Annotated in this window: 21 protein-coding genes; 8 read left to right on the forward strand and 13 right to left on the reverse strand. The window is 68.2% G+C overall.

Translation table 11 applies throughout. The annotated features are described in order from the left end of the window. Positions 1-143 precede the first annotated feature (143 nt). The 11 genes from CMC5_RS34405 to CMC5_RS34455 form a co-directional block, all read right to left on the reverse strand. On the reverse strand, positions 144-1,325 hold the full coding sequence (locus tag CMC5_RS34405; RefSeq protein ID WP_050434363.1) for a hypothetical protein: 1,182 nt from the start codon (positions 1,323-1,325) through the stop codon (positions 144-146). A 123-nt stretch (positions 1,326-1,448) separates the two neighbouring features. Next, positions 1,449-2,621: a YcbK family protein gene (locus CMC5_RS34410; protein ID WP_050434364.1), complete on the reverse strand. Its 1,173-nt coding sequence runs from the start codon at positions 2,619-2,621 to the stop codon at positions 1,449-1,451. 47 nt (positions 2,622-2,668) lie between these two features. After that, complete coding sequence (locus CMC5_RS34415; protein WP_050434365.1) at positions 2,669-3,670, reverse strand: L-threonylcarbamoyladenylate synthase; 1,002 nt, start codon at positions 3,668-3,670, stop codon at positions 2,669-2,671. A gap of 156 nt (positions 3,671-3,826) precedes the next feature. Continuing rightward, a complete protein-coding gene (locus CMC5_RS34420) occupies positions 3,827-5,050 on the reverse strand; it encodes a hypothetical protein (protein WP_050434366.1) in 1,224 nt (407 codons plus the stop codon). A gap of 124 nt (positions 5,051-5,174) precedes the next feature. Continuing rightward, on the reverse strand, positions 5,175-6,680 hold the full coding sequence (gene dnaB, locus CMC5_RS34425) for a replicative DNA helicase (RefSeq protein ID WP_050434367.1): 1,506 nt from the start codon (positions 6,678-6,680) through the stop codon (positions 5,175-5,177). A 160-nt stretch (positions 6,681-6,840) separates the two neighbouring features. Continuing rightward, positions 6,841-7,293, reverse strand: coding sequence for a 50S ribosomal protein L9 (rplI, locus tag CMC5_RS34430; protein WP_050434368.1), 453 nt, complete (start codon positions 7,291-7,293; stop codon positions 6,841-6,843). 9 nt (positions 7,294-7,302) lie between these two features. Then, the gene (gene rpsR, locus CMC5_RS34435) at positions 7,303-7,623 is read right to left on the reverse strand and encodes a 30S ribosomal protein S18 (RefSeq protein WP_050434369.1); all 321 of its coding nucleotides are present in this window, start codon (positions 7,621-7,623) and stop codon (positions 7,303-7,305) included. Between the two features lie 3 nt (positions 7,624-7,626). Continuing rightward, positions 7,627-8,154, reverse strand: coding sequence for a 30S ribosomal protein S6 (gene rpsF / locus CMC5_RS34440; protein ID WP_245678606.1), 528 nt, complete (start codon positions 8,152-8,154; stop codon positions 7,627-7,629). Positions 8,155-8,220: 66 nt separating this feature from the next. Further along, positions 8,221-8,871 carry an aminoacyl-tRNA hydrolase gene (gene pth / locus CMC5_RS34445; protein WP_050434371.1) on the reverse strand — a complete coding sequence of 217 codons (651 nt, stop codon included), beginning with the start codon at positions 8,869-8,871 and terminating at the stop codon, positions 8,221-8,223. A 36-nt stretch (positions 8,872-8,907) separates the two neighbouring features. Continuing rightward, complete coding sequence (locus CMC5_RS34450; protein ID WP_050434372.1) at positions 8,908-9,564, reverse strand: 50S ribosomal protein L25/general stress protein Ctc; 657 nt, start codon at positions 9,562-9,564, stop codon at positions 8,908-8,910. 118 nt (positions 9,565-9,682) lie between these two features. Continuing rightward, entirely contained in the window at positions 9,683-10,627 is a 945-nt protein-coding gene (locus CMC5_RS34455) for a ribose-phosphate pyrophosphokinase (RefSeq protein WP_050434373.1), read from the reverse strand. A gap of 166 nt (positions 10,628-10,793) precedes the next feature. Between CMC5_RS34455 and CMC5_RS34460 the strand changes: the two genes are divergently transcribed. The 3 genes from CMC5_RS34460 to CMC5_RS34470 all read left to right on the forward strand — a co-directional run bounded on the left by CMC5_RS34460 (position 10,794) and on the right by CMC5_RS34470 (position 14,671). Next, positions 10,794-11,786 carry a bifunctional riboflavin kinase/FAD synthetase gene (locus CMC5_RS34460; protein WP_082363057.1) on the forward strand — a complete coding sequence of 331 codons (993 nt, stop codon included), beginning with the start codon at positions 10,794-10,796 and terminating at the stop codon, positions 11,784-11,786. A gap of 67 nt (positions 11,787-11,853) precedes the next feature. Continuing rightward, positions 11,854-13,641, forward strand: coding sequence for a DUF4912 domain-containing protein (locus CMC5_RS34465; RefSeq protein ID WP_050434374.1), 1,788 nt, complete (start codon positions 11,854-11,856; stop codon positions 13,639-13,641). A 49-nt stretch (positions 13,642-13,690) separates the two neighbouring features. Then, complete coding sequence (locus CMC5_RS34470) at positions 13,691-14,671, forward strand: hypothetical protein (protein WP_050434375.1); 981 nt, start codon at positions 13,691-13,693, stop codon at positions 14,669-14,671. Positions 14,672-14,696: 25 nt separating this feature from the next. Here CMC5_RS34470 and CMC5_RS34475 read toward each other — a convergent pair whose 3' ends face one another. Together CMC5_RS34475 and CMC5_RS34480 are read right to left on the reverse strand one after the other, a co-directional pair. Then, on the reverse strand, positions 14,697-15,623 hold the full coding sequence (locus CMC5_RS34475; RefSeq protein WP_050434376.1) for a hypothetical protein: 927 nt from the start codon (positions 15,621-15,623) through the stop codon (positions 14,697-14,699). A gap of 89 nt (positions 15,624-15,712) precedes the next feature. Continuing rightward, a complete protein-coding gene (locus CMC5_RS34480; protein WP_245677995.1) occupies positions 15,713-16,654 on the reverse strand; it encodes a tetratricopeptide repeat protein in 942 nt (313 codons plus the stop codon). Between the two features lie 191 nt (positions 16,655-16,845). On the opposite strand from CMC5_RS34480, the gene CMC5_RS34485 reads away from it, so the two are divergent. The 5 genes from CMC5_RS34485 (at position 16,846) to CMC5_RS34505 (ending at position 21,555) form a co-directional block, all read left to right on the forward strand. Further along, on the forward strand, positions 16,846-17,190 hold the full coding sequence (locus tag CMC5_RS34485) for a hypothetical protein (protein WP_050434377.1): 345 nt from the start codon (positions 16,846-16,848) through the stop codon (positions 17,188-17,190). After that, positions 17,187-17,525: a hypothetical protein gene (locus CMC5_RS34490; protein WP_050434378.1), complete on the forward strand. Its 339-nt coding sequence runs from the start codon at positions 17,187-17,189 to the stop codon at positions 17,523-17,525. Before CMC5_RS34485 ends, CMC5_RS34490 begins: the two co-directional genes overlap by 4 nt. Before the next feature lie 232 nt (positions 17,526-17,757). Beyond that, the gene (locus CMC5_RS34495) at positions 17,758-18,912 is read left to right on the forward strand and encodes a RomY N-terminal domain-containing regulatory protein (RefSeq protein WP_245678631.1); all 1,155 of its coding nucleotides are present in this window, start codon (positions 17,758-17,760) and stop codon (positions 18,910-18,912) included. Positions 18,913-19,054: 142 nt separating this feature from the next. After that, positions 19,055-20,668 carry a DUF2254 family protein gene (locus CMC5_RS34500; protein ID WP_082363576.1) on the forward strand — a complete coding sequence of 538 codons (1,614 nt, stop codon included), beginning with the start codon at positions 19,055-19,057 and terminating at the stop codon, positions 20,666-20,668. Positions 20,669-20,673: 5 nt separating this feature from the next. Next, on the forward strand, positions 20,674-21,555 hold the full coding sequence (locus tag CMC5_RS34505; RefSeq protein ID WP_050434380.1) for a sulfurtransferase: 882 nt from the start codon (positions 20,674-20,676) through the stop codon (positions 21,553-21,555). Positions 21,556-21,583 lie beyond the last annotated feature (28 nt).

The raw sequence follows: 21,583 nt of genomic DNA on the forward strand, positions 1-21,583 counted from the left end.
CTTCTTGGTCAGCGACCAGCTCAGCGGGCAACGCCATCGAGGATCGACCCCCGCCCCTGGAGACGGGGGACTCACCCCTCAGCCGCGCCCGCTGAATGCGGCCGCGATCGATGGCGCCGAGGGTTTCAAGACTACCTCACGGTTCAAGGTGAGGCGAACGTTGCCGCGATTGCAGCGACTTCGCCCCACGCTGGTTTTTCGGATCCGGCGAGGTCGAAGAGGCCCAGGGAACAAGCGAAAGCCGCAAAGTTTCCGCCCGAGGGCTCACCTTGCGCCGCCGCGCGGAGATCGCAAGCGGCGGGCGAGGGGTCGTGGAGCTCGAGCACGTTGACGAACGGGAAGGAGGCGCGCCGCGGGGCCAGCGCCTCCCCCAGGGTCGAGAAGAAGAGGCGCTGCTTGTCCGGCGACCCACCCACGAGCGCCGCGCTCGGGTAGCCAGTCTCCTGCACGACGACCTGCCTGCCCGCCGCAAGCGAGACCATCTGATCGAGCGCGCTCGCGATGTCGCCCGTGGGCGCCGCTTGCCCCGCGCTGAGGCCAGGAAGATAGCTGAAGATGGCCACCTGACCCACACCACGGAGGTTGCCATGGGAGGGGTCGGCGGCAGACGCGCCAGAGGCGGAGAAGCCGATCCCCGTGCGCAGCGCGAGAGGCGCCTCCGGATGTTCGCTGGCGTAGGTGCTCACGGACGCGGCCATCGCTTCGAAGCTGGCGAGCTGGGTGGGATTGTGACTCAGATAGACATCTACGCTGTTGCCGAAGGTGAGATAGGCCAGGCTTTCGCCGAAGGCGCCGATCACGAGATCCACCGCGCTCTGGAGGGAGGAGGTCATGTCGGGGGCGTTCCAGGCGAGCTGAGAGAGTTCGGCGGGACGCCCATCGGCCGCGTGGTCGACCAAAGCCAGGTTGAACAGCACCTGGGTGCCGTTCGCGGTGTGGCGCTCGGCGAGGAAGGCCAGGGGCGCAGCTCCCCCCGAGATCACCTCGCGAAGTGTGCGACGTACGACCACGCCCCGCACACCGACCGCCAAGGTGGTGAGCTCTGCGTCGAAGCTCGCGGCTTGCGAGGGGACGCCATCTCCCTCGGCGCGGGGCGTGGGCGTGATGCCGATGACGACCGGCGCGATCCCAGCGTCCCCGGCGTCGGAGAAGGCGGCGTCTTCGCCTGGGGCAGCGTCCCCGGTGCCGCCGTCCATGACGACGGAGCCCCCGGCGCCTGCGCCACCGCCAGGGGGGACCACGGGAACAAGCTCCTCGTCGCAGCCAGCGATCCCGGCGATGGCCACCATCAGGCCTCCCAGGGCGCCCAGCAGGCCGCAAGCCATGCGATTTCGCTGCACTCCCCGAGCGTATCTCAGGATGGCGCGCTCGTCCTGGACTGCATGCCGCCTCGCGCGGCGCCGCCGGGCGCGTCGAGGTTCAGGGAAGCCCCTTCGGAGTGCGTCGGCTCAAGGTCCTTCGGGGGCCGTCGTTCTGGGGCTGTGCGCACTCCAGGACGTGCCGCCACGATCGACGACGCCTGGCCACGCATCGACGTAACGCGAGGGCTCGCCAGGACCGGAGATGTCGATCCAGAAGGTGTGGCCGGTGGCGGGTCGGCGCACATCGACGTGAACGAACTTGCTGTTGGGGTAGAAGCCACAGCCGACGTCGTCGAGCGTGCGGCAGAGGTTGAAGAGGGAGGTGTTGGAGACGCCCATCACCATGATGTCCAGCGCTCTGCCTTCAGCGTGCAAGCTGCTGTGCCCTTTGCGCGCTTCGGCTCGGGGGCGGTAGCCGCTGAAGATGTAGATGGAGCGGAACGGGAAGGCGTCGGCGATCTTCTGCAGTACCCAGAGGAGGCGTGGGTGAAGTACCCGCACCTGGGGGACCCACTCCAGGTCAGGCCAGGTCTCGGCATCGGGTTCGTCAGGAAGGAGCTCGCCCGGGCTCGGTGTCTCGGGAGGCCTGGCGACGATCGAGAGGCGCTCGAGGGCTTCGGGAGCGCTCGAGCCGTCGCAACGAACGAGAAGAAACGAGGCTTGTTCACCACCGTGCCGCGCAAACACGACGGGACGACGTCGGCACCGCCAGTCACGAACGGGCTTGGGTGTGGGCTCCCAGAGGACGTTGTAGCCGTTGGAGGCGAGGCCGGGCCCCGTGGAGACGGGCCACCGCGGGCTCCAGCCGGGATCGAGGCGGCGGAGCCAGGTGGGCGAGGTGGCGGTGCCGATGTGGATCAGCTCTTCGAGGAGGAGGAGCTCGCTCGATCCTGGGGACGTGCGCTCGTCCACGCGCGACGTCAGCCAGGAGGAATCCGGCAGGGTGAGAGGTTCTCGGTGGGTCTCGGGGTGCTCCCCTTGGCCGATGGACCAGCTGAGGGTCTGCCAGGGGTGCTCCATCCAGCGGCCATAGCGACCGCTCACATAGAGGCGAAGGGGACCGGGACGCTCGATCGCAGGGTTACGGAAAGCGTAGAGCAACGGGAGCGGCTCGGCGGCCGGCCCATCCAGGATGAAGGGGGCCCGCCACGGCGCCTGCTCGAGCAGGTTCGCGTGGGCAGGGCCAGCGCCGAGCGTGACCGCCACCCCCAGGGCGGCAGCTCGGATCCAGCGGGTAGGGAGCGCGGGCAGGGCCGTCATCGTCAGCGAAGAGCGCGAGGCTTTTCTGCCACAGATGTCCCAGCTCGTCAGGGATTCTCGTCCGAGGGGGCAGAGGCCCGGCGAAGACGATCTCGGATGGCCTCCCAGCCGGGCTCTTCGGGGACATCCGCGATGACGAGGACATCACAGGCGCTGTCCTGCAACCGATGCAATGCCGCATACAGCTCGGCGCCGTAGGCAACCGGGTCGGAGGGCAGGAGCTCGGCGTGAGCGCCAGCCTCCGTCGTTCGGCCATGTTCGAGGGTGGCGGTGCGAAGCCCCTGCGCGACGAGCGCGTCGACGGTCGCGCGGACCTGCTCGGGGTGCGTGAGGAGCACCCTGGTCCGTGGCGCGTAGTGCCGCGCGTGGGACCCTGGCGCGGAGGCGCGCAGGTGAGGCGCCACGATGGCTCCCGAGCGATCTCGAAGCGGGACGATCGCGGCGATGGCGTGCGCAGGGATGGATCCTGGGCGAAGGAGGGTGGGCGGTGAGGTCGTCACGTCGAGGATCGTGGACTCGATCCCCCGTTCGCAGGGTCCGCTGTCGAGCAAAGCGTCGATGCGACCGGCGAGCGCCTTCCAGACATGCTCCGCCGTGGTCGGGGAGATCTCGGTCGATCGGTTGGCGCTCGGTGCAGCGATGGGGAGGGCAACGGCCTGAAGCAAGGCGCGCGCGACGGGGTGGGCTGGCACGCGCACCGCGACGGTAGGTCCACAGGCGGTGACGACGTCTGCGATGCGGTCGGCTCGGCGCGCAAAGATCATCGTGAGCGGGCCCGGCCAGAAGGCAGCAGCGAGTCGATCCGCTACGGGGGGCCATGTCTCGACGAGGGCCTGGGCAGCCGCCGCGTCAGGGACGTGGACGATGAGGGGGTTGCCCGAAGGACGCCCCTTGGCCTCGAAGATCCGTGCGGCAGCGGTCCCGTCGTCGGCTCTGGCGCCGAGGCCGTACACGGTCTCGGTGGGGAATGCGACCAGGCCCCCAGCGCGCAGGAGGGCTGCAGCGCGCGAGATGGAAGCAGGGTCGGTGGCGAGGCGTTCCGTCCGCATCTGGGCCAATCCTTGGAGCGTCTGGCGCGGCGGCGCAAACGAAGTCGACAAGGCACCCACGGCGCAGCCGTCCCCAGCCGCAGGGGCGGCTCAGGCGTCCAGCAGGCCTTCGAGGAGCCAGCAGTCCTTCGAGGAGGTGGAGCGAGACACCGAGGTTCACGGCCCCGTCAGGGCCAGCTTCGCCCTCGTGACCTCTCCTGCGCGGATGATGACGCTGGTCTCCTCGTTCGCTCGCCTCCCCTCCCCTTCGAAGCCGAGTCGATAGGCGCCAGGCGGCACTTCGCCGCCCACCTTCAGAGGGCGCGCTGCCTGCCCCTCGAGGTTCCGCGCGGGCTCTGCGCTGGCCTTCAGCCAGAGAGGGATGTCGTCGAGGACAGCCTGTCCCTCCGGGGCGATCGGGGTGAGGAGCACTCTGCCGTGGACCGCAGCGAGGGCCTCTCCCCCGATGTCCGTGAGCTCCACGTCGAGCCCGCCGGGCATGCCGCCACCGAGCACGAGGAGCTCCGTCGCGACCCCTGCGGAGTCCCCGCGAGGGGCCACGGCCAGCACCCGCTCGTAAACGAGGCGCTCGCCCGGAGGGAGGTGCTCACGGTGCGTGAGGCTGATCTCGCTCTCACCAGCGTCGGTCGACGCCTGCAGCGCGGTCGCTTCCACGGGGATCAGCACGTATGCCGTGTCGGTCCCGATGCCTGCCAGGTAGGGGCCCACATACGGTCCAGGGCAGCCGGGCACGCACCGTGGCGCGACCAGCAGCGTCCCTCCCCAGCGCACCGCATCGCCGAGTTCCAGGCGCATGCTGGGCTGTGCGCCGCGGTTTTCGAGGGTGGTGGAGAGCAAGACCGCCCGATCGGCGGGCCTCAAGCTGTAACGCGTTGCGATCACCAGCGACTCGTCACCTGCGACGTGGCCGCGCGCCTCGACCCACGCCGTGCCCTCGTCGTCCCTCCCCGTCGTCAGCTCCTTGTAGAGCGCCTGACCGGCGGCTCGCCCGAGGTAGGTCGCGACCCGTTCCAGCTCGTCTCGCCGTCGACCTGCGTCGGCGGCGTCGATGAGGTGGCCTCCGCCCTCGACACGCCCGAGCTGCTCGATGATCACGGCGATCTGGTCGTTCTCCAGCAGGTAGTCACCTGCTTTGCCGCCGGCGAGGGCCCCCGAGAGGCCCTCCTCGGCTCCCCCCTCGAGCCGTCGAACCTTCGCGGACGGAGCGGAAGGAGCCGCCGCCGGGCACAGCTCGTCGTGGCCACCGCTGCGCCAGCGACACATGGCACCGAGCCGCGCGGCGGCCCCGTCGACGACGATCACACCACCACTCTGCAGCGGAGGGCTGCAACTCGCAGAGGCCGACAGCAACCCCACCAGGACGGCGGCGCGCCTCGTCATTCTCTCGAGCCGCGCCCTGAAGGGTTCTGGCGAAGGACCGGAACGCGGAGGAAGAGCGGCCATGGATCCTGTTATGACGCGCGGGCCAGGCACCACATTGGATGCCACCGACCCTGGTGCCCGCTCACTCGTCGTCGACGACGTCGGGATAGTCCCCAGGCGCCAGGTTGTCGAACCGGGTGCAGGAGGCCGCGAAGCGCACCAGCACTTTCCCGGTCGGCCCGTTTCGTTGCTTCGCGATGATCAGCTCGGCGATCCCCTTCGCGTTCGTGGTTTCCGCATTGTAGTACTCGTCGCGGTAGATGAAGACGATGGTGTCGGCGTCCTGCTCGATGGCACCGGATTCACGTAGATCCGAGAGCTGCGGACGCTTGTCTTTCGTCGTGCGGGTCTCGACGGAGCGGTTGAGCTGAGAGAGCGCGATCACGCAGACGCGCAGCTCCTTGGCGAGCTGCTTCAAGCCTCGTGAGATTTCGCTGATCTCTTGCTCGCGGCTGGAGACGCCGTCGCGCCCCTTCATGAGCTGCAGGTAGTCGATGACGACCAGGCCCACCCGTCGCCCTGGGTTTCCAGGGCCGGACGCCTGGTTGTACTCCGCCTGGATGCGGCGCACCTTGGCGCGAACTTCCAGGAGGGTCAGCGCGGACGTGTCATCGATCCAGACAGGGAGCGTCGAGAGGTAGGAGGCGGACTCCGTGAGGCGCCGCCAGTCCTCGGGCTGAAGGAAGCCCTGCCGCACCTTGCCGACGTCGACGCGCCCTTCGGAGCAGACCATACGGGTGGCGAGCTGCTCTCGGGGCATTTCCAGGGAGAACACCGCGACACCGAAGCCGGGCGCTTGCCGCTCGACGCCATGCCCCTCCTCGCCAGGACCTGGCATGCCGACGGAGCGAGGTGACGCGACATTGACCGCGAGGTTCAGCACGAACGAGGTTTTTCCCATGCCGGGCCTGGCGGCCACGATCAGGAGATCACCATCGTGAAGGCCGGCGGTCTTCGCATCGAGCTTCTCGTAGCCGGTGGAGATCCCCGTGATGCGATCGCCACGCTCGGCGGCCGCCGTGATCTGCTCGAAGGCAGTCCGGAGCGCCATCGCGAGGGGCTGGGTGGAGGTGCCCTGCGGGGTCCGGGCGAGCTGATAGATGGATTGCTCGGCGCCGTCGATGAACGCTTGGACCTCGCCGACATCACCGTATCCCTCCGCGGAGACACGCTGACAGGTGGCGATGAGCTGCCGGAGGCGCCACTTCTCGTAGACGACACGGGCATGCGAGGCGACGTGGGAAACGGCAGGCGTCGCGTCTGCGAGCGTCGCCAGATAGGCCGCGCCGCCGAGCTGCTGTAGCCGCTCACGATCCCTCAACCACGAGGCGACCGAGATGATGTCGATGGGCGTGCCCGCGAGCGCCAGCGTCTGCGTGGCTTCGTAAATGCGGCCATTGCCGTCGTTGTAAAAATGCTCCGGCTTGAGGATCTCGAGCACCCGGTCGAGCGCGTCTCGATCGAGCAGGATGGCCGAGAGCACGGCCGCTTCAGCGTCGAGATCATGCGGGGGGACTCGCCCGGCAATCGTCGCCGGCTCGAGTTTTTGCGGTCGTTGCCCCCGGCGGGCATCGGGCCCTCTCATCATCGGCTCGACCTCCCCAGAAAAATGCCTGGAGACATCCAGAGGTTATCCACAGAAGTGCCCTCAGAAATGCCCAACGCCCCGGAGGCCATGCCTACGGGGCGTCAGTCAACTGGGTCTCAGCGTTTATACGTGAGTCCAGCGCAGGCGAGAAGAGGTGCCTCTACTTCGCCGTGACGGTGACTTCGACCTTCGCTGCGATCGACGGAGCGAGCCGAACCTGCACGGAGTGAGTTCCGAGGGTCTTGATCGGATCCGTCTCGATGCGGCGGCGATCCACCGTGAAGCCCTGGCTCGCCAGCGCTTCCTCGATGTCCCGCGACGTCACCGAACCGTAGAGCTTGTCTCCCTCGCCCGTCGGACGAGACAGGGTCAGCTTGACGGCGCTCAGCTTGCCCGCGAGCTGCTCAGCCTCGGCACGCTGCTTCACCGTCTGGGCCTCGATCACCTTCTTCTGGTGCTCGATGCGGGCGACGTTCTCGGCGGTGGCACTGACCGCCAGGCCGCGCGGGATCAGGTAGTTCCGCGCAAACCCCGGGCGGACCTTCACGAGCTCGCCGCTTTTTCCGAGGTTGTCGAGTTCCTGCGTGAGGACGACGTGAATATGGGTCGCCATGGGATCCTCCTATGCCGACACGGTGAACGGAAGAAGCGCGATGTTGCGCGCTCGCTGGATGGCGAGCGTCACTTTGCGCTGGTGCCGCGCACAGTTGCCGCTGATCCGACGCGGGACGACCTTGCCCCGCTCCGAAATGAAGTACTTGAGTGCTTGCGGATCCTTGTAGTCGATGACCAGCGCCTTGTCGGCGCAGTACCGGCAGACCCGCTTCTTGCCCGTACGGCGGCGCCCGGGGGCATCCGCGTTGAGGTCGGGGGTGCGACCGTACTCACGGTCGTCGTAGTCGGCGCTGCTGTTGCGGCCGATGTCAGAGCCACGGGTGTTCATGGATCAGCTCTCCTCCTCGTCGCCGCCAGTCTCGCCTTCCTGCTCGACGTCGCCCTCGTCCTCGATGCTCGGGACCTCGGCGTTACGCTCTGCGCGGCGCTCGGGCTCGATCAGACCGAGCTGACGCTCACGCGACTCGTCGCGCTCTTCCTCGAGCGGGGGCAGCTCGAGACGCTCGAAGCGAACTTCCTCGTCGCTGATGGCGACCTGCTCGACCTCGACGTCGTTGCGGAGCAGCACCGTCTGGTACTTCAGCACGCCGTCCGTGAGGCGCAGGTTGCGCTCCAGCTCGGAGACCACCCGGCCCGCGCCGAGGTACTTGAGGTAGACGTAGACACCGCGGCGGTGCTTGGAGATGTCGTACGCCAGCCGGCGACGGCCCCAGGTCTCGACCTTGGTGAGCCGTCCCTGCTCGCGCGTGATCACCTCGGCGAGGCGCGTCCCGAGACGGTCCGCGTTGTCCGCGTCGATGTCGGGGCGAAGGACGTAAATCGTTTCGTATTCCCGGGCTCGTCCCGGTGCCGTTACCATTCGACTCACAGTTCGTTCCTCTCGGACATGAGGCCCCACGGAGTTCTTCCGCGGAGCGAGGAAGGATCAGTCGCTTCCGGGTCTGGACTTGGAGGCGGCATCCGTCGCCTCCGCAGCCTCGCCCTTCGGCGATTGTTTTCCCGGCTTCTGCCGGGTATTTCGAGCATTCATCGCGGCATTGAAGCCGCGGGTCGCCACTTCTAGCACACTTTGTGCTGTCTGCTTCAAGCAGTCCGCGAGCGCCTCGCGCTCGAGCGCGTCGAAGCCCGAGAGCACGTAATCGGCCACCTGGCCACGAAAGGTGCTCGGAGGGCGGCCGACGCCGACGCGAATCCGGCCGAAGTCTCCGCTGCCCACGCAGGACATGATGGAGCGAAGGCCATTGTGACCGGCGTGGCCACCTCCGAACTTCAGACGCACTGAACCGAAGGGCAGATCCAGTTCGTCGTGGATCACGATCAGGCGAGACGGCTCGATCTTGAAGAACGCCATGGCCGGCTGAACGCACCGGCCAGACTCGTTCATGTACGTCATCGGCTTGAGCAGCACGAGCGGCTCGCCAGGGGCGGACGCCTTGGCGTAATGGCCACTGAACTTCTCGCGAAACGCCTCAGCGCGCACCTCATCGGCCAGCGCATCGACGGCCATGAAGCCGACGTTGTGCCGGTGAGATGCGTATTCCTTGCCGGGATTGCCGAGACCGACGACGAGAAGCATCGCAGAGAGACGTGAGCCACTCCCCTGGGGGAGGGATTACTTCTTCTTCTCGTCCTTCTTGGCAGGCGCGGGTGCAGCCTTGCCAGCAGCAGCCGGAGCGGCGGCGGCCGCCTTGGCCTCCTCCTCGGCAGCCGCCTTGTCGGGCGCGGCGAGCACGACGATGGTCTGCTCCTCGGGGAGCCGCACCTTGACGCCCTCCTCGAGCTTCAGCGCAGAAGCCTTCAAGCTCTCACCGACGTCGAGATCGCTCACGTCGATCTCGAGGAACGCCGGGATCTTCTCGGGCAGGCTCCGGACGGGGATCGTGCGGAAGATCTGCTGGAGCGTGCCACCCGAGACGAGACCCTTGGCCTTGCCGACGCAACGGAAGGGCACCTCGACGTCCACCGGCTGATCGAGCTTCACCTGGATGAAGTCCGCGTGGATGAGCTGCCGCGAGATCGGGTGGTAGTCGTAGTCCCGAACCATGACGGTGAAGGTCTCTCCGCCTTCGACGGCGAGCTCGACGACCGAGTTGTCTCCGTGCGCAGAGGTGAGGATCTGCGTCAGGGACTTGGGGGACACGGCGACCTGAACGGGTGCCAGCTCACGGCCGTACGCAATGGCCGGGATCTGGCCGGTGCGGCGGAGGCGGCCTGATGAACTCTTGCCGGTCTCGACGCGGGGCGTGGCGCTGAGCTTGATGATCTCCATGACGACAGACTCTCCTGGGGAGTTCGGGTTCACCCGGGGCCGGGGGGGTGCCGGCTATAGCAGAAGTAGGTGGCACGTCGCAAGCCACGGACACGTGGCCGCCGCCCCCGGGTGTTTCTCAGACAAAGAGGGAGCTAACGGAATCGGAATGGTGAATCCGGCGGATGGCCTCGGCGAGGAGGCGCGCGACGGAGACGACGCGAAACTTGCCGGCCGCCTTCGCCTCCTCCTGAAGCGGGATCGAGTTCGACACCACGACTTCAGTAAGCGGCGACTCGCTGATGCGCTCGATCGCGGGTCCGGACAGGACCGCGTGGGTCGCGCATGCGGCCACCTCGACTGCGCCCGCATTCATCAGGGCGTTGGCCGCATTCACCAGGGTGCCAGCCGTATCGATGAGATCATCGAGGATGAGACAGCGCTTCCCGGCCACGTCTCCGATGATGTTCATCACCTCGCTGACGTTCGCCTTCTCGCGGCGCTTGTCGATGATCGCCAGCGTGCCCCCGAGGCGCTTCGAGTAGGCGCGCGCCCGCTCGACGCCACCTGCGTCCGGCGACACGATGACCACATCGCGGCTGTACTGCTCGCGCAGGTGCTGATCGAGCAGCGCCGGCATCGCGAACAGGTGATCGAAGGGGATGTTGAAGAACCCCTGGATCTGACCGGCGTGCAGATCGAGCGCGACGATGCGGTTGACGCCCGCCGCCACGATGAGGTCCGCCACCAGCTTGGAGGTGATCGGAGTGCGGGGCGCGACCTTCCGGTCCTGTCGCGCATACCCGTAGTACGGAATGACCGCCGTGATCGATCCGGCGGAAGCGCGTCGGAGCGCATCCACCATGATCAGAAGTTCCATCACGTTGTCATTGACGGGAGAGCAAGTCGGTTGAACGACGTAGCAATCCACCCCGCGCACGTTCTCTTCGATGACGCAGAACGTCTCGCCATCAGAGAAACGACTTACCTTCGACCTCCCGAGTGGGTAGTCGAGAACCTGGCAGATTTCCTGCGCAAGTGCCGGGTTGGCATTGCCGGAAAAGATGGCGACCCTCTTGAACACGGCACGCCTCCAGCCTCGGGAGCCCCCCGTTCAGCGAGCGCGGCTCTAACAGCCTGCCATGGGCTCGTCAAGTCGATCATCAGAGCGATCGCCTCTTTCAAGAACGCGGCTGCCACGGACGCAGGCGGATTTGAGGCGGGTGCCGCTTCAGGCTAGGTAGCGTCGCGTGGATTCATCTGGAGCCGAGCGCATTCCGAGCGAGGGCGCGGGCGTGGTGACCGGCAGCCTGGTCGTCATTGGCAACTTCGACGGCGTGCATCGTGGGCATCAAGCGCTGTTCGCCGACGCGGTCACCGAGGCCGAACGTCGAGGACTGAGACCCATGGCGCTCACCTTCGCGCCCCACCCCGCCCTGGCACTCGGCCGTACCCCCCCGGCGATGCTGACGACATCGCCGCGAAAGACGGAGCTCATCCAGAGGCACAGCCCGGCGCTGCAGGTCGCGGTCGAGAGGTTCGACGAGGCGTTCTCCAAGCTGACCCCCGAGGATTTCGCACGCACCGTGCTCGCTCAGCGGCTCCGTGCGGCGGTGGTGGTGGTCGGCGACAATTTCCGCTTCGGTCACCGACGCGCCGGCGACCTTCGGGAGCTCGCTCGGCTGGGAGAGCGCTTCGGGTTCGAGGCCAATTCTCATGCCTTGGTCGGCGACGAAGGCGGGACCTGGTCCAGCACCCGGATCCGGGAAGAGATCGCGAAGGGGGCGCTCGACGAGGCGGCACGGATGCTCTCCAGGCCTCACATGGTGACAGGGCGGGTCGTCCAGGGAGACCGACGTGGACGAACCATCGGCTTCCCGACCTGCAACCTGGCCGAGGTGATGGAGGCGCTTCCCCCCTTCGGCGTCTACGCAACGCTCGTCGACCGGGTCTCCGCGGACGGTCATGCCGCCGTCCTCGCGGGCGGGGTGGCCAACCTGGGGCGACGACCCACGGTCAAGGATCCCGCCGCGCCACCAACGCTCGAGGTTCACCTCTTCGACCATGACGAGGACCTGTATGGCTGCCAGCTACGGGTCCACCTCATTGCTCGCCTGCGCCCGGAGAAGCGGTTCTCCGGGCTCGACGAGCTGCGCGCCCAGATCGCTGCGGACGCGACGGCGGCCCGGCAGGTCCTGGAGGCGTGGACCCCCGACCCAGCCGCCGGGGGGGCGTGGCGCTGAGCTGGCCCACGTCGAGCCCGGGAGACAGAGACGCCGGGACCGCGCCAGTGTGTTAGCGTCCGCGGTCATGCAGCGGCGTGAACTGGAGGAGCTGTCGCGGGACGAGCTGATCGCACAGGCCGAGCGCGTGGGCGTGCCCCGTCCGCGCACGCTCACCCAGACGGAGCTCATCGACGAGGTCCTCTCGCGCTCCGTTCGTAACGAGCAAGAGCGCGCCCGGGCCCGTGGCTTTCTCGGCCGCGCGCGGGATCTGCTCGCCAGGGTGGTCGAGCGAGGACTCCACCTCCCCGAAGCTGCCAGGGCCTTGCGTGGCTCCACCACCGATCCGTGGCCCCCGCCACCCCCTCCCCTTCCCACGTTGACGCTCGCCGAGATCTACGCGGCGCAGGGCCATCACGACCGGGCCATCGCCGTGCTCGACGAGGTGCTCGCGCGTCAGCCGAAGCACGAGGGGGCGAAGCAGCTCCGCGCGAAGCTTTCCGAACAAGCGCGGCGCCGGAGCCGCCGTCCAGCCGACCCGCCGTCGTCGAGCAGCACCGCGGCAGGAGCCAAAAACGAAGGGGCTCCGCCGGGGAAGCGAGGGGCCAAGGGGCGCGCTCAGAGCGCGGAGAGTCCCGCCGTCGACGACGCGGAGGCCAGCTCGCCCGCGGCCTCGTCCTCGTCCACGGCGAGCCAGCCAGCGAAGAGCGCTTCGGTGCCCGCCGAGTCGTCTCGGCAAGAGACCGGCGCGGTCTCCGCGACCGCCACCTCCGTGGAGTCCGCAGCGCGGCCAGCGAGCGCCTCCGAGGCGACGACGAGCGACACGGCGACTGCGCCGACGACGACTGCGCCGACGGCGACTGCGCACGATGAATCAACGGAGCCCGACGCAGGCTCAGACTCCCCGAGGACGCCGGCCGAGAAAGCTGACACGTCAGCGACGGGAGCTTCCACGCTGGCCGACGGCGCAATCTCCCCGCCGCGTGAGGATGCGGCCGCGGACCACGAGTTCTTGCCGGAGCGGTATGAGGTCGATGAGATCGTCGGCATGGCCGTCGATCCCGAGACGCTCTACGTGTACTGGGAGGTCCGGCCGACGACGCTGGCTCGAGCACGCGCTCGAAAGCCGTGGGGGCAGCTCATCCTCCGGCTCATCGCCGTCCTGCCCACCTGGCGAGGTCCGACGGTCGAAGGGCGCGACCTCCATGTCGACGCGCTCTTCGGCGACCGCTTCGTGCGTGGGATCCCGGTCGGCGCGAACGTCAGGTTGAGCATCGGATGGTTTGCCGATGACAGCTTCGAGCCCTTCGCCGTCGGGCTGGAGATCGCAACGCCTCGACCTCTCGGCGCGGCCGATCAGCCGCCCCCGTGGTCGGACGAGCTGGCGTCCCTGCCCGCGATCCCGGGCGTGATGCCCAGCCTGCATCACGCGCGACCTGCAGAGTGGCCGGCGCCCCCCCCCAGGCAAGCCTTCGATCCCTCCTCCTGGCAGCACGAGCTGGCAGACAGCAGCCAGCCCCGCGCGTTCCGGGAGACCGGGACATCCAACCCCACCGGAGATCATGCGCTGGACCAGGGAGGAGAACCACGGCGCCCCTCGCAAGAGCGGTTCGCGCCAGGGTTCCGCGAGCCCTCGCCCCTGTCGCTGGGTGACACCGACATGACGCTGGATGGTGGCGCCAGTGATCTGTCGCGGCGCCCGCTGGAGCTTCCCACCCACGGGCCCCAGGTCGATCGATGGAACCCCGGGGGCGCCAGCGAACTCACCCACCGACGAGGTCCGGGCCAGCTCTCCTCACCCGCCGAACCACCGCAGATCGAGTCGTGGTTCGTCCGCGCAGCCTCGCCGTCGTCCGCGGCCAGGCGTGAGAGCTAGAGCTCCCGCTTCAGCGCAACTGGCGCTTCGACTCCGCCGATAGACAGGCGTGAGTCCCAGATTCTTCTTCCTCTCGTATCCCCCATTGCTCCTCTTCGTCGCGCTCCAGGGCGCGTTCCTGCTTTCCCTGGGTCGAGCACGCGCAGCGCTCCCATCCGACGACGCAGGGTCACCGGCGACGCTCCAGAACGAGGAGCGCCAGGTGGCCATGGATACCCCTGTACACCGGCACGGGTCGCTCGCGGTCGGCCTCCAGGCGAGCGGTTCATGGCTCGATGGAGGTGGACGATCCCTCGAGCTGATGCTGGTCGCCAGCGTGCCTCTCGCCAGGTTCGGTGGCCGCAGCGCATCTCCGGTGTGGAGAGGCGCATCGATCGCCGAGCGTGTCCCGACCGCCAGCCCTTCAGGCGCACGTCGACGGCGGCAAGGCCACGCCTCCACGGCGACCCTGGAAGGCCTGCAGAGGGACGACGGCGCCGAACACGAGCACGCCGTGACGACCACGAGCTTCCGCCCTCCTCTGGTGACACCACAGCTTGCGCGCGCGACCGTGGAAGCCGCACTTCGGCGGGCTCGCCTCTCCGACGTCGAAGGGCCTCTGGACGCGCTCGGCGCTCGCGCTCGTGCCGCCGCGCTGCTCCCTGAGCTACGGCTCCGTGTGGCCCGTGAGCTGGCAGAAGAGCAACGCTTCGCACCGACGGCGAGTGATCCAGAGCGCATGACGGCGCGAGGCGGCGCCAGCTTCTGGCTCGAAGCGCGGGCCATGTGGCGGCTGGATCGCGTGGTGTTCTCGGACGACGAGGTCGCCCTGGAGCGGCTGCGCCGGGAGCGCGCCGAGAGTCAAAGGAAGCTCATCGAGCGCGTGCTCGACCTTCTGTTCACCTGGCAGCGCGCTCGAACTCGCGTCGCAAGCTCGCTCGGCACCTCTCCGGAGCACCTCGACGCGACACTCGCTGCGATCGAGGCGGAAGCTGCGCTCGACGTCCTCACGGACGGCTGGTTCAGTCGTCAGCGCACCCATGAGCCGTGAGCCGCGCCTGGGCCCCCTCATGCCGTCACAGGATCGTCTGCGCCAGCCTGACCTGCCGCTCTCCTACGCCCACCGCGCCATCGGCGTCCGTCACCGAGACGGAGACGTTCACGACCTTTCCGAGCAGCTCCTGGATGCTGATGTCACTGTCGACCTGGAAGCGCAGCCCATGCAAGCTGCAGTACCCCCCTTCTTCCGGATCGAGGCTGAAGATCACATTGAAGGGACGGATGTCGTGGTTCAGCTCGGGGACGTGGCCGCGGACGGAGGTGATGGATCCCGCACGGCGAAGGTTCTTCACGCGGATCGCGATCCAGATGTGGTGCCCCCCTTGCGGGCCAGCTTCGACCTGGAGTTCTTCCAGATCGGCCAGCGGGAGATAGTCCCCTTGTCCCTTGCCGACGATGACCTCGGGCGCACCGCCAGAGGCAGGTTTGCAGGCATCGGAGGCTCCGGTCGACCAGCTCGGCGCGTAGTCTTCGAGGGTCGCGGGGTCGACGCGAGGGTCGACACAGGTCCCGCCGACGCAGGTCGCTCCGTCACCACAGCGCTCACCGCCGGGAGGGATCACGCAGGCGCGCTCGAGGCGCACACGAAGCAACAGCGTCTTGCTGGCAAGCACCTCGGTGACAGCAGAGCGGACGAGGAGCGGTTGCCGGTCATCGGCAGGCCGAAACGCCTCGATCTCGACCTCCACACGGGTGCCGCTCTCCAGCTCGTCGAACCGCAGCTCCGCGGGGAGCACGGGCCCAGGACCGGCGCTGGTGAAGCGATGCTCCCGTAGAATCTCACCGTCGGCGCGCAGGACGACGTGCAGCTCGGCGAGGTCCACACCGAGCTGCAGCTCGCTGGTGAGACCCACGACGATCGAGCCGAGGGCGCGCTCGGGGGGATCGCTGCACCCCGTGAGCAGCAGGATCGCCATGAGCAGCGCGTGGAGGTGAAGGAACATGAGAGGCAACCCGCCCAGGAGTCCGACCGAGGTCGTCCCCCGGTCGCCTCGCTCACCCCAGGAGAATACGCGGCCCCGGGACGAGGCGGCTACCGGTGACTCGCGGGGACGGGCTCTCCATCCTTGGGGAGGAGCGCCAGTGTCTCCCGCGCTCGCGCAACCTCGCCTTCGAGTGCGATGGCGAGCGCCATGCGGCCCGTCGTGCTTCGCTGGATGAACGCCTCCAGATACTCCCTGGCCTCGGTCCACTGCTTGTCATGGAACGCGAGGAGTCCCAGGACGAAGCGACCGTATCCGTGGCCAGCAGGGACCTCTGCGAGCTGCGTGATCAGCGCTCTGAGGTTCCGCACCCGCTTCCCGCGTTCGCACTGAATGGCAGCGACGTGGCCGAGGTAAAGCGCCTTGTCCGTGGTCCCCCACCGGATGGCCCTCGTCAGCGCGGCGATGGCTTCGTCATAGCGGCGATCGAGGTGAAGCGCGCTCCCCAGCGTCCAGTAGTGGAACGCCCTGCGGCTCGGCGGCCCTGTTCTCACGGCCAGACGCAGGTGCCCGAGGGCTCCCTCGATGTCGCCGAGCGCCTGGAGGGCACGCGCCACGTCTTGATGCGCGACGTCGAGCAGCACCCCGAGTTCCACCGTCTGAGCGGCGACTTCGGCCGCTCGCTCGAAGCGCCGCTCTTCGTAATAGGCGAGGTAGAGCTGGCGCAGCAGCATGGCCTGCGTGCTCGCATCGAGCGGGCAGCGCAGCGACAGACCGCGCCGCGCCCAGAGGGCGCGAGAGCGAGGGGTAGGCGCCAGGAGGGCGCGCCGGAGCATCTCTTCGGCGCTGGGAGCGACCAGGCGCTTGGAGGGAGTCTTCGCCCTCTCCTTGCTCCTCCCGGGGGCCTCTGTTCGGCGTCGCTCGTCACGCGCCGCTCCACGACGCTCTTCCCTCGTCGCCTTGGTGGTCGAGGAAGCGACACGAGGCTCCCGCGCGCGGCTCACATTCGCCAGCGCTGCGGTGTCGTCGCCACGCTCGTCCCTCCTGCCCACGAAGCCCACTCTAGCAGTGGCCGTCCAGGTGTTCCATCACTCCCAGCGGCTCCGAGGCCTGGAATCATGGGTTTCGTGCTCTCCGGCGGACCGGTGACCGGGCGACTTCCGAGCGCTGCGCGCCATCCGGAAACGCAACGCATGGCGTCAGGGGTTGCAGCGTCGGCCGCCCAGCGTCATACGTCGCGACCATGCGTGCCCGAGCGCGGTCATCACGCCGCTGGCCCACTGTCCGCGCCCTCTCGACCCCGGCGCTCTCGTCCCTGGTAGCCCTTCTGGTCTCGGCGTCGACCGGATGCGGTCACCCCGCCACCCGAGACGAGTGCGAAGCCATCTTCCAGCGCACCGTCGAACTCGAACTGCGCGACCAGAACATCACCGATCCGAAGATCGTCGCGGAGCGAACGGCGACCGTGCGCGAAGCCCGCGGCGAGGCGCTCATCAGCCGCTGCGTCGGACGGCGGATCACGGACAAGGCGGTCGCTTGCGTGGGCAAAGCGAACAACGCCGATGAGGTCGACCATTGCCTGCGATGAAGCCTGTGCGGGGCGCGGACTCCCTGGCCGCGCTCGCGGTGATGGTCCTCATCGGAGGGGCCGTGGCGTCGCGCCCCTTGATGCGCGTCATGGCCGAGCGGCCCACCAGCGAAGAGTGCCTGACGCTCCTCGACCGCTACGTGGAGCTGGTCGCTCATGCGGTCGACGCGACCCCCTCGCGCTTCGCAGCGATCGTCACCGAGCGGCGCGCTGCAGCCAGCGCCGTGGTGAGCGAGCAGGGGTTCCCACGATGTCAGAGCGAACTCACACGGGAAGAGGTCACCTGCGGGCTCAGGGCCAACAGCGCCGACGATCTGGAGCGCTGCCTTCCTTGAATTTCCACCAGAACACCGGGAAAACGGGCTCAGGTGACGTGAACTCAGGTCCGCCCTTGTCGGGAATTATCCCATCCTTCTCGGGCTCCGGCGAACGTGCAGGGGACCTCCGATTCGGATCTTCCCGAGTCGATCGGCGGATCCGTACGCGCCAGGTCGGAGCTATGATAGGGTACTTCAGAACGGGCGCATTCGCGTTCGATCCCAATTTCATCTGCCTGGACCGTCAGCCGTGAAAGCCCCGTCCCCTTTGCTCGGCTTCAACAACAACGTCCGGCACAAGGGGCGGATGTTCCATATCCAGACGGAGGATTCGGGGATCCGACATCCTCACATCATCACCCACCTCTTCGCCGACGGAGGAAGGATCCTCAAGACGACGAAGACCTCCTACGCCGAGCACGTCGGGACCCCGACGATGGCGGAGACGGTCCGGGAGATGATGAAAGAGCAGCACAAGGCGATGTTCATCGCCCTGCGCGAAGGTCACTTCAACTACCTCTTCGACGACTCCGCCCCGAAGCCCGACGAGGCTCCCAAGGCGGATCCGCAGCCAGCGGCAGCGCCAGCGCGACCTGCCCCGCCTGCTGCGCCGCCCGCTCCGACGCCCGGCGCCTCGGCGGGCTCCCCCCCGCCGGCCGCATTCTCTTCCTCTTCCGCGCGCCTCGAAGCTCCCCCGGCCGCAGCCGCGCCAGCAGCGCGCACACCGCCCAGCCCCGCTCCGGCCGGTGTGACTCCCCCGCCAGCCGCTCCTCGCCCCCCCTTGCAAGGCGCAGCGGCAGACGTGAGCCGAGGGGCTCCGGCCGGTGTGACGGTCGAGAACGTGCCGCCGTCGAGGCGCACGAGTTCACGCCCTCGCATCGAACTCGACGCAGCCGCCTTGCACAACCTCGGCCCCAGGCCGTCCTCTGGCGGCCCCGGATCGACACGAACGCCCGCGGTCTCGCCGCACAGCACGGCGACACCGGCGGCGAGCGCGCCCTCCGGCAGGCTCGGCCGAGGCAACGCTCCCGAGGAACCCGGGATCGATCTCGATCTCGACATCCTCGAACGGGCCGCCTCCGAAGCCCAGACCGGGTTCCAGCAGCAGATCCAGGACCTCCCTCCCCCTCCCGCGTCGGTCATCGGTCGCCGCCCTGGGTCGAGCGCTGGCACGTACAGCGCCATCACCCCACCCGAGCCGCCTGCTCCTCCGCCCTCCGTCGACGCCCCCCGCGGCGGCGCAGGCCGTTACGCTCCCCCGCGCCCCGCCAGCATCTTCGCGACCACCAGGCCCAGCGAAGGCGCATCCATTTTCGGGGAGGACCTGATCAGTGAGAAGTCGCTCGATGAGGTGATCCTCAGCTACCTCGCCGAAGATCTCGATGGGTCGTCCGAGAAAAAGTGAGCGCCGGCCCTCCCCCTTGAACTCGAGAGCCCTGCGGCTCTCCGGCTGGTAAAGCGAGCGTATGGAGCGAGGCCCCAGCCTCTCGATTCGCGCTCGGGCTGCGACGGTCAGAGAGGTCAGCCAGGCCCGCCGTCGCTGGAACATGGTGCGACGGATCTGGCTCTACCCCCTCTCCTTCCTGGGTGGGCTGAGCTTCGCCGCCGTCTTCCTCGTCCACAAACTCGACCTCCTCCGCCCCGAGAACCACGGCCTCACCCTCACCCAGATCCTCACCCACATCTCGGCCGCAGAGGCCGGACAGATCATGGGCGGCGTCGGCGAGGTGATCGCCGCCATCCTCGGCATCGTCATCACCGTCGCCTCCATCGTCGTCCAGCTCGCAGCGAACCGCTACACCCCGCGCATCACGGACATGTTCGTCCGCGATCGGACCAACCTCGCGGTGATGGCGTTCTTCGTGCTGAGCGCCGTCTTCTCCCTCTGGGTGAACTTCTCGATCCGAGAAGGCGAATCGAACGGCATGAGCCAGCCGTTCGTCCCTTACTACGGCGTCCTCGCCACCATGGCGCTGCTCAGCATGAGCCTCCTCATGATGGCGCCCTACTTCGCCTACGTCTTCGACTTCCTGGAGCCCGACAACGTCGTCGGGCGCATCAAGGCCGGCGCCGTCGCCCGCGCGCTCCAGAACCGCCGCCTCGGCCAGGAAGACGACCGTTCCGTGGACGAGCGCCGCATGCTCGCCCTCTCGTCCCTGGAGCAGCTCGCCGACATCGCGCTCAACGCGATCGAGCAAAAGGACAAGGGCATCGCCTCGAAGACCGTCGACTCCATCGGCCAGATGGTGGTCGCGTACGTGCCTCACAAAGCCGACCTCGATCCGCGCTGGTTCCAGATCCAGGGAGAGCTGGCCCGGGACGCCGACTTCGTGAGCATGAACGCCGAGGCGCTGAACAAGATCTCGAACACGCGCACCTGGCTCGAATACAAGGCGCTCCGGCAGCTCCTCCTCGTGTACCGGGAGTCGCTCGCCACCATGCCCGACCTCATCACCCGGGTCGCCATCGACACCCGGTACATCGGGCAGGCCGCGATCGGCGCCGGCGACCGCGACGCCCTGCAGGTGGTGGTGAAGTTCTTCAACACCTACATGCGCCGCGCCCTGAACACGAAGGACGTCGCGGCGGCCTACAACGTCCTCAACCAGTACCGCTACCTGGCCGAGGAACTCCTCAAATCGGGCTGGAGCAAAGAGGTCGTCGCCATCGCCCAGCACTTCAAATACTACGCGCAGATGGCCCAGCCGATCGGCCTCTCGTTCCTCACGGAGACGGTCGCCTTCGACCTCTGCGAGGTGAACGAGGTCGCCTACCTCCTCAAGAGCCCGGCGCGCGACGAGCTGCTCCGCATCTTCCTGGAAGTCGACAAAGAGGCCGAGGTCGAGCAGCAGGAGTCCTCGCTCCGCGGCGTCCGCAAGGCGCAGGTCAAGCTGGCGACGTACTACCTCCAGAAGGGAGAGTCCTCGCTCGCACGCAAGATCTACCGGGACATGCGCGACGAACGACCCGACCGCTTGCGCTCCATCCGCTCCGAGATGCTCGCCGTTACCAGCAACGAGTTCTGGGAGATCAACGACCGCGGCGGCGTGTTCGAGTACATGGAGCCCGAGCGGCGCCAGTACATTCATCGCTTCTTCGAGTGGTTCCCTCCTTCCGTCCTCCGCCCCCCGATCCGGGAGGAGGAGCACACCCAGGATTGACGACGATGTCCCACGCCTCGCCTCCGGGCCCTCTGGTCGACGTCTCGTGGCTCGCGGGAAACCTCGGCGACCCGGCGGTGCGCCTGGTGGACTGCCGCTGGTACCTCGGTGGAGGGAAGACCGGCGCCGAGGAGTACCGCCGTGGGCACCTCCCTGGCGCCGTTCATCTCGACGTCGACGCCCACCTCGCGAGCCCCCGGGGCACAGGCCCGGGTCGCCACCCGTTGCCGCGCGCCGACGCCTTCGCCCAGGTCCTCTCGACGCTGGGCGTCACCCCAGGCATGACGATCGTCGCCTACGACGACGCCGGAGGTGCGATGGCAGCACGCCTCTGGTGGCTGCTGCGGTACTTCGGCTTCGGGGACATGGGTCGCGTGCTCGACGGCGGCCTCCAGGCCTGGCTCGCGGCCGGCCACGCCCTCTCCACCGACGTGCCGACCCTCGCTCCCACGCCCCTCCTCCCCCTCCAGGGAGGTGGCGCTCCCCTCGCCGACCGAGCGACGGTCGATCGACTCCGCCACGATCCCACCGCCGTGCTTCTGGATGCCCGCGCCACCGAACGCTACGAGGGCCGCATCGAGCCGATCGATCCCCGCCCGGGTCACATCCCGGGCGCGCACTCCGCCCCCTTCACCGAAAACCTCGTGGCCCCGGGCGGCACGTTCCTCGATCGAGGCCGCCTGGAGGCGGTCCACCGCGCGACGGGCGCACTCGATGCACCCACGATCGTTTGCTACTGCGGCTCCGGCGTCACCGCGTGCCACGACCTGCTCGCCCTCGCCCTGCTGGGGCGCGAGGACGCCGTGCTCTACGAAGGCTCCTGGAGCGACTGGTCCAGCGACTCCTCGCTCCCCGCAGCCACGGGCCCCTCTCCCCGCGGCACCTGACCCCTCCCTCCCGCGGCCTCGGCCCCTC

It is taken from the genome of Chondromyces crocatus, from assembly GCF_001189295.1.
GTDB classification, from domain to species: Bacteria; Myxococcota_A; Polyangia; order Polyangiales; family Polyangiaceae; genus Chondromyces; species Chondromyces crocatus.

Bases quoted from the DNA above. Each gene is read 5' to 3' on its own strand.
- CMC5_RS34405 (WP_050434363.1), bottom strand. From the start codon at position 1,325: ATGGCTTGCGGCCTGCTGGGCGCCCTGGGAGGCCTGATGGTGGCCATC.
- CMC5_RS34410 (WP_050434364.1), bottom strand. From the start codon at position 2,621: ATGACGGCCCTGCCCGCGCTCCCTACCCGCTGGATCCGAGCTGCCGCC.
- CMC5_RS34415 (WP_050434365.1), bottom strand. From the start codon at position 3,670: ATGCGGACGGAACGCCTCGCCACCGACCCTGCTTCCATCTCGCGCGCT.
- CMC5_RS34420 (WP_050434366.1), bottom strand. From the start codon at position 5,050: ATGACGAGGCGCGCCGCCGTCCTGGTGGGGTTGCTGTCGGCCTCTGCG.
- dnaB (WP_050434367.1), bottom strand. From the start codon at position 6,680: ATGATGAGAGGGCCCGATGCCCGCCGGGGGCAACGACCGCAAAAACTC.
- rplI (WP_050434368.1), bottom strand. From the start codon at position 7,293: ATGGCGACCCATATTCACGTCGTCCTCACGCAGGAACTCGACAACCTC.
- rpsR (WP_050434369.1), bottom strand. From the start codon at position 7,623: ATGAACACCCGTGGCTCTGACATCGGCCGCAACAGCAGCGCCGACTAC.
- rpsF (WP_245678606.1), bottom strand. From the start codon at position 8,154: ATGGTAACGGCACCGGGACGAGCCCGGGAATACGAAACGATTTACGTC.
- pth (WP_050434371.1), bottom strand. From the start codon at position 8,871: ATGCTTCTCGTCGTCGGTCTCGGCAATCCCGGCAAGGAATACGCATCT.
- CMC5_RS34450 (WP_050434372.1), bottom strand. From the start codon at position 9,564: ATGGAGATCATCAAGCTCAGCGCCACGCCCCGCGTCGAGACCGGCAAG.
- CMC5_RS34465 (WP_050434374.1), top strand. From the start codon at position 11,854: ATGCAGCGGCGTGAACTGGAGGAGCTGTCGCGGGACGAGCTGATCGCA.
- CMC5_RS34475 (WP_050434376.1), bottom strand. From the start codon at position 15,623: ATGTTCCTTCACCTCCACGCGCTGCTCATGGCGATCCTGCTGCTCACG.
- CMC5_RS34485 (WP_050434377.1), top strand. From the start codon at position 16,846: ATGCGTGCCCGAGCGCGGTCATCACGCCGCTGGCCCACTGTCCGCGCC.
- CMC5_RS34490 (WP_050434378.1), top strand. From the start codon at position 17,187: ATGAAGCCTGTGCGGGGCGCGGACTCCCTGGCCGCGCTCGCGGTGATG.
- CMC5_RS34500 (WP_082363576.1), top strand. From the start codon at position 19,055: ATGGTGCGACGGATCTGGCTCTACCCCCTCTCCTTCCTGGGTGGGCTG.
- CMC5_RS34505 (WP_050434380.1), top strand. From the start codon at position 20,674: ATGTCCCACGCCTCGCCTCCGGGCCCTCTGGTCGACGTCTCGTGGCTC.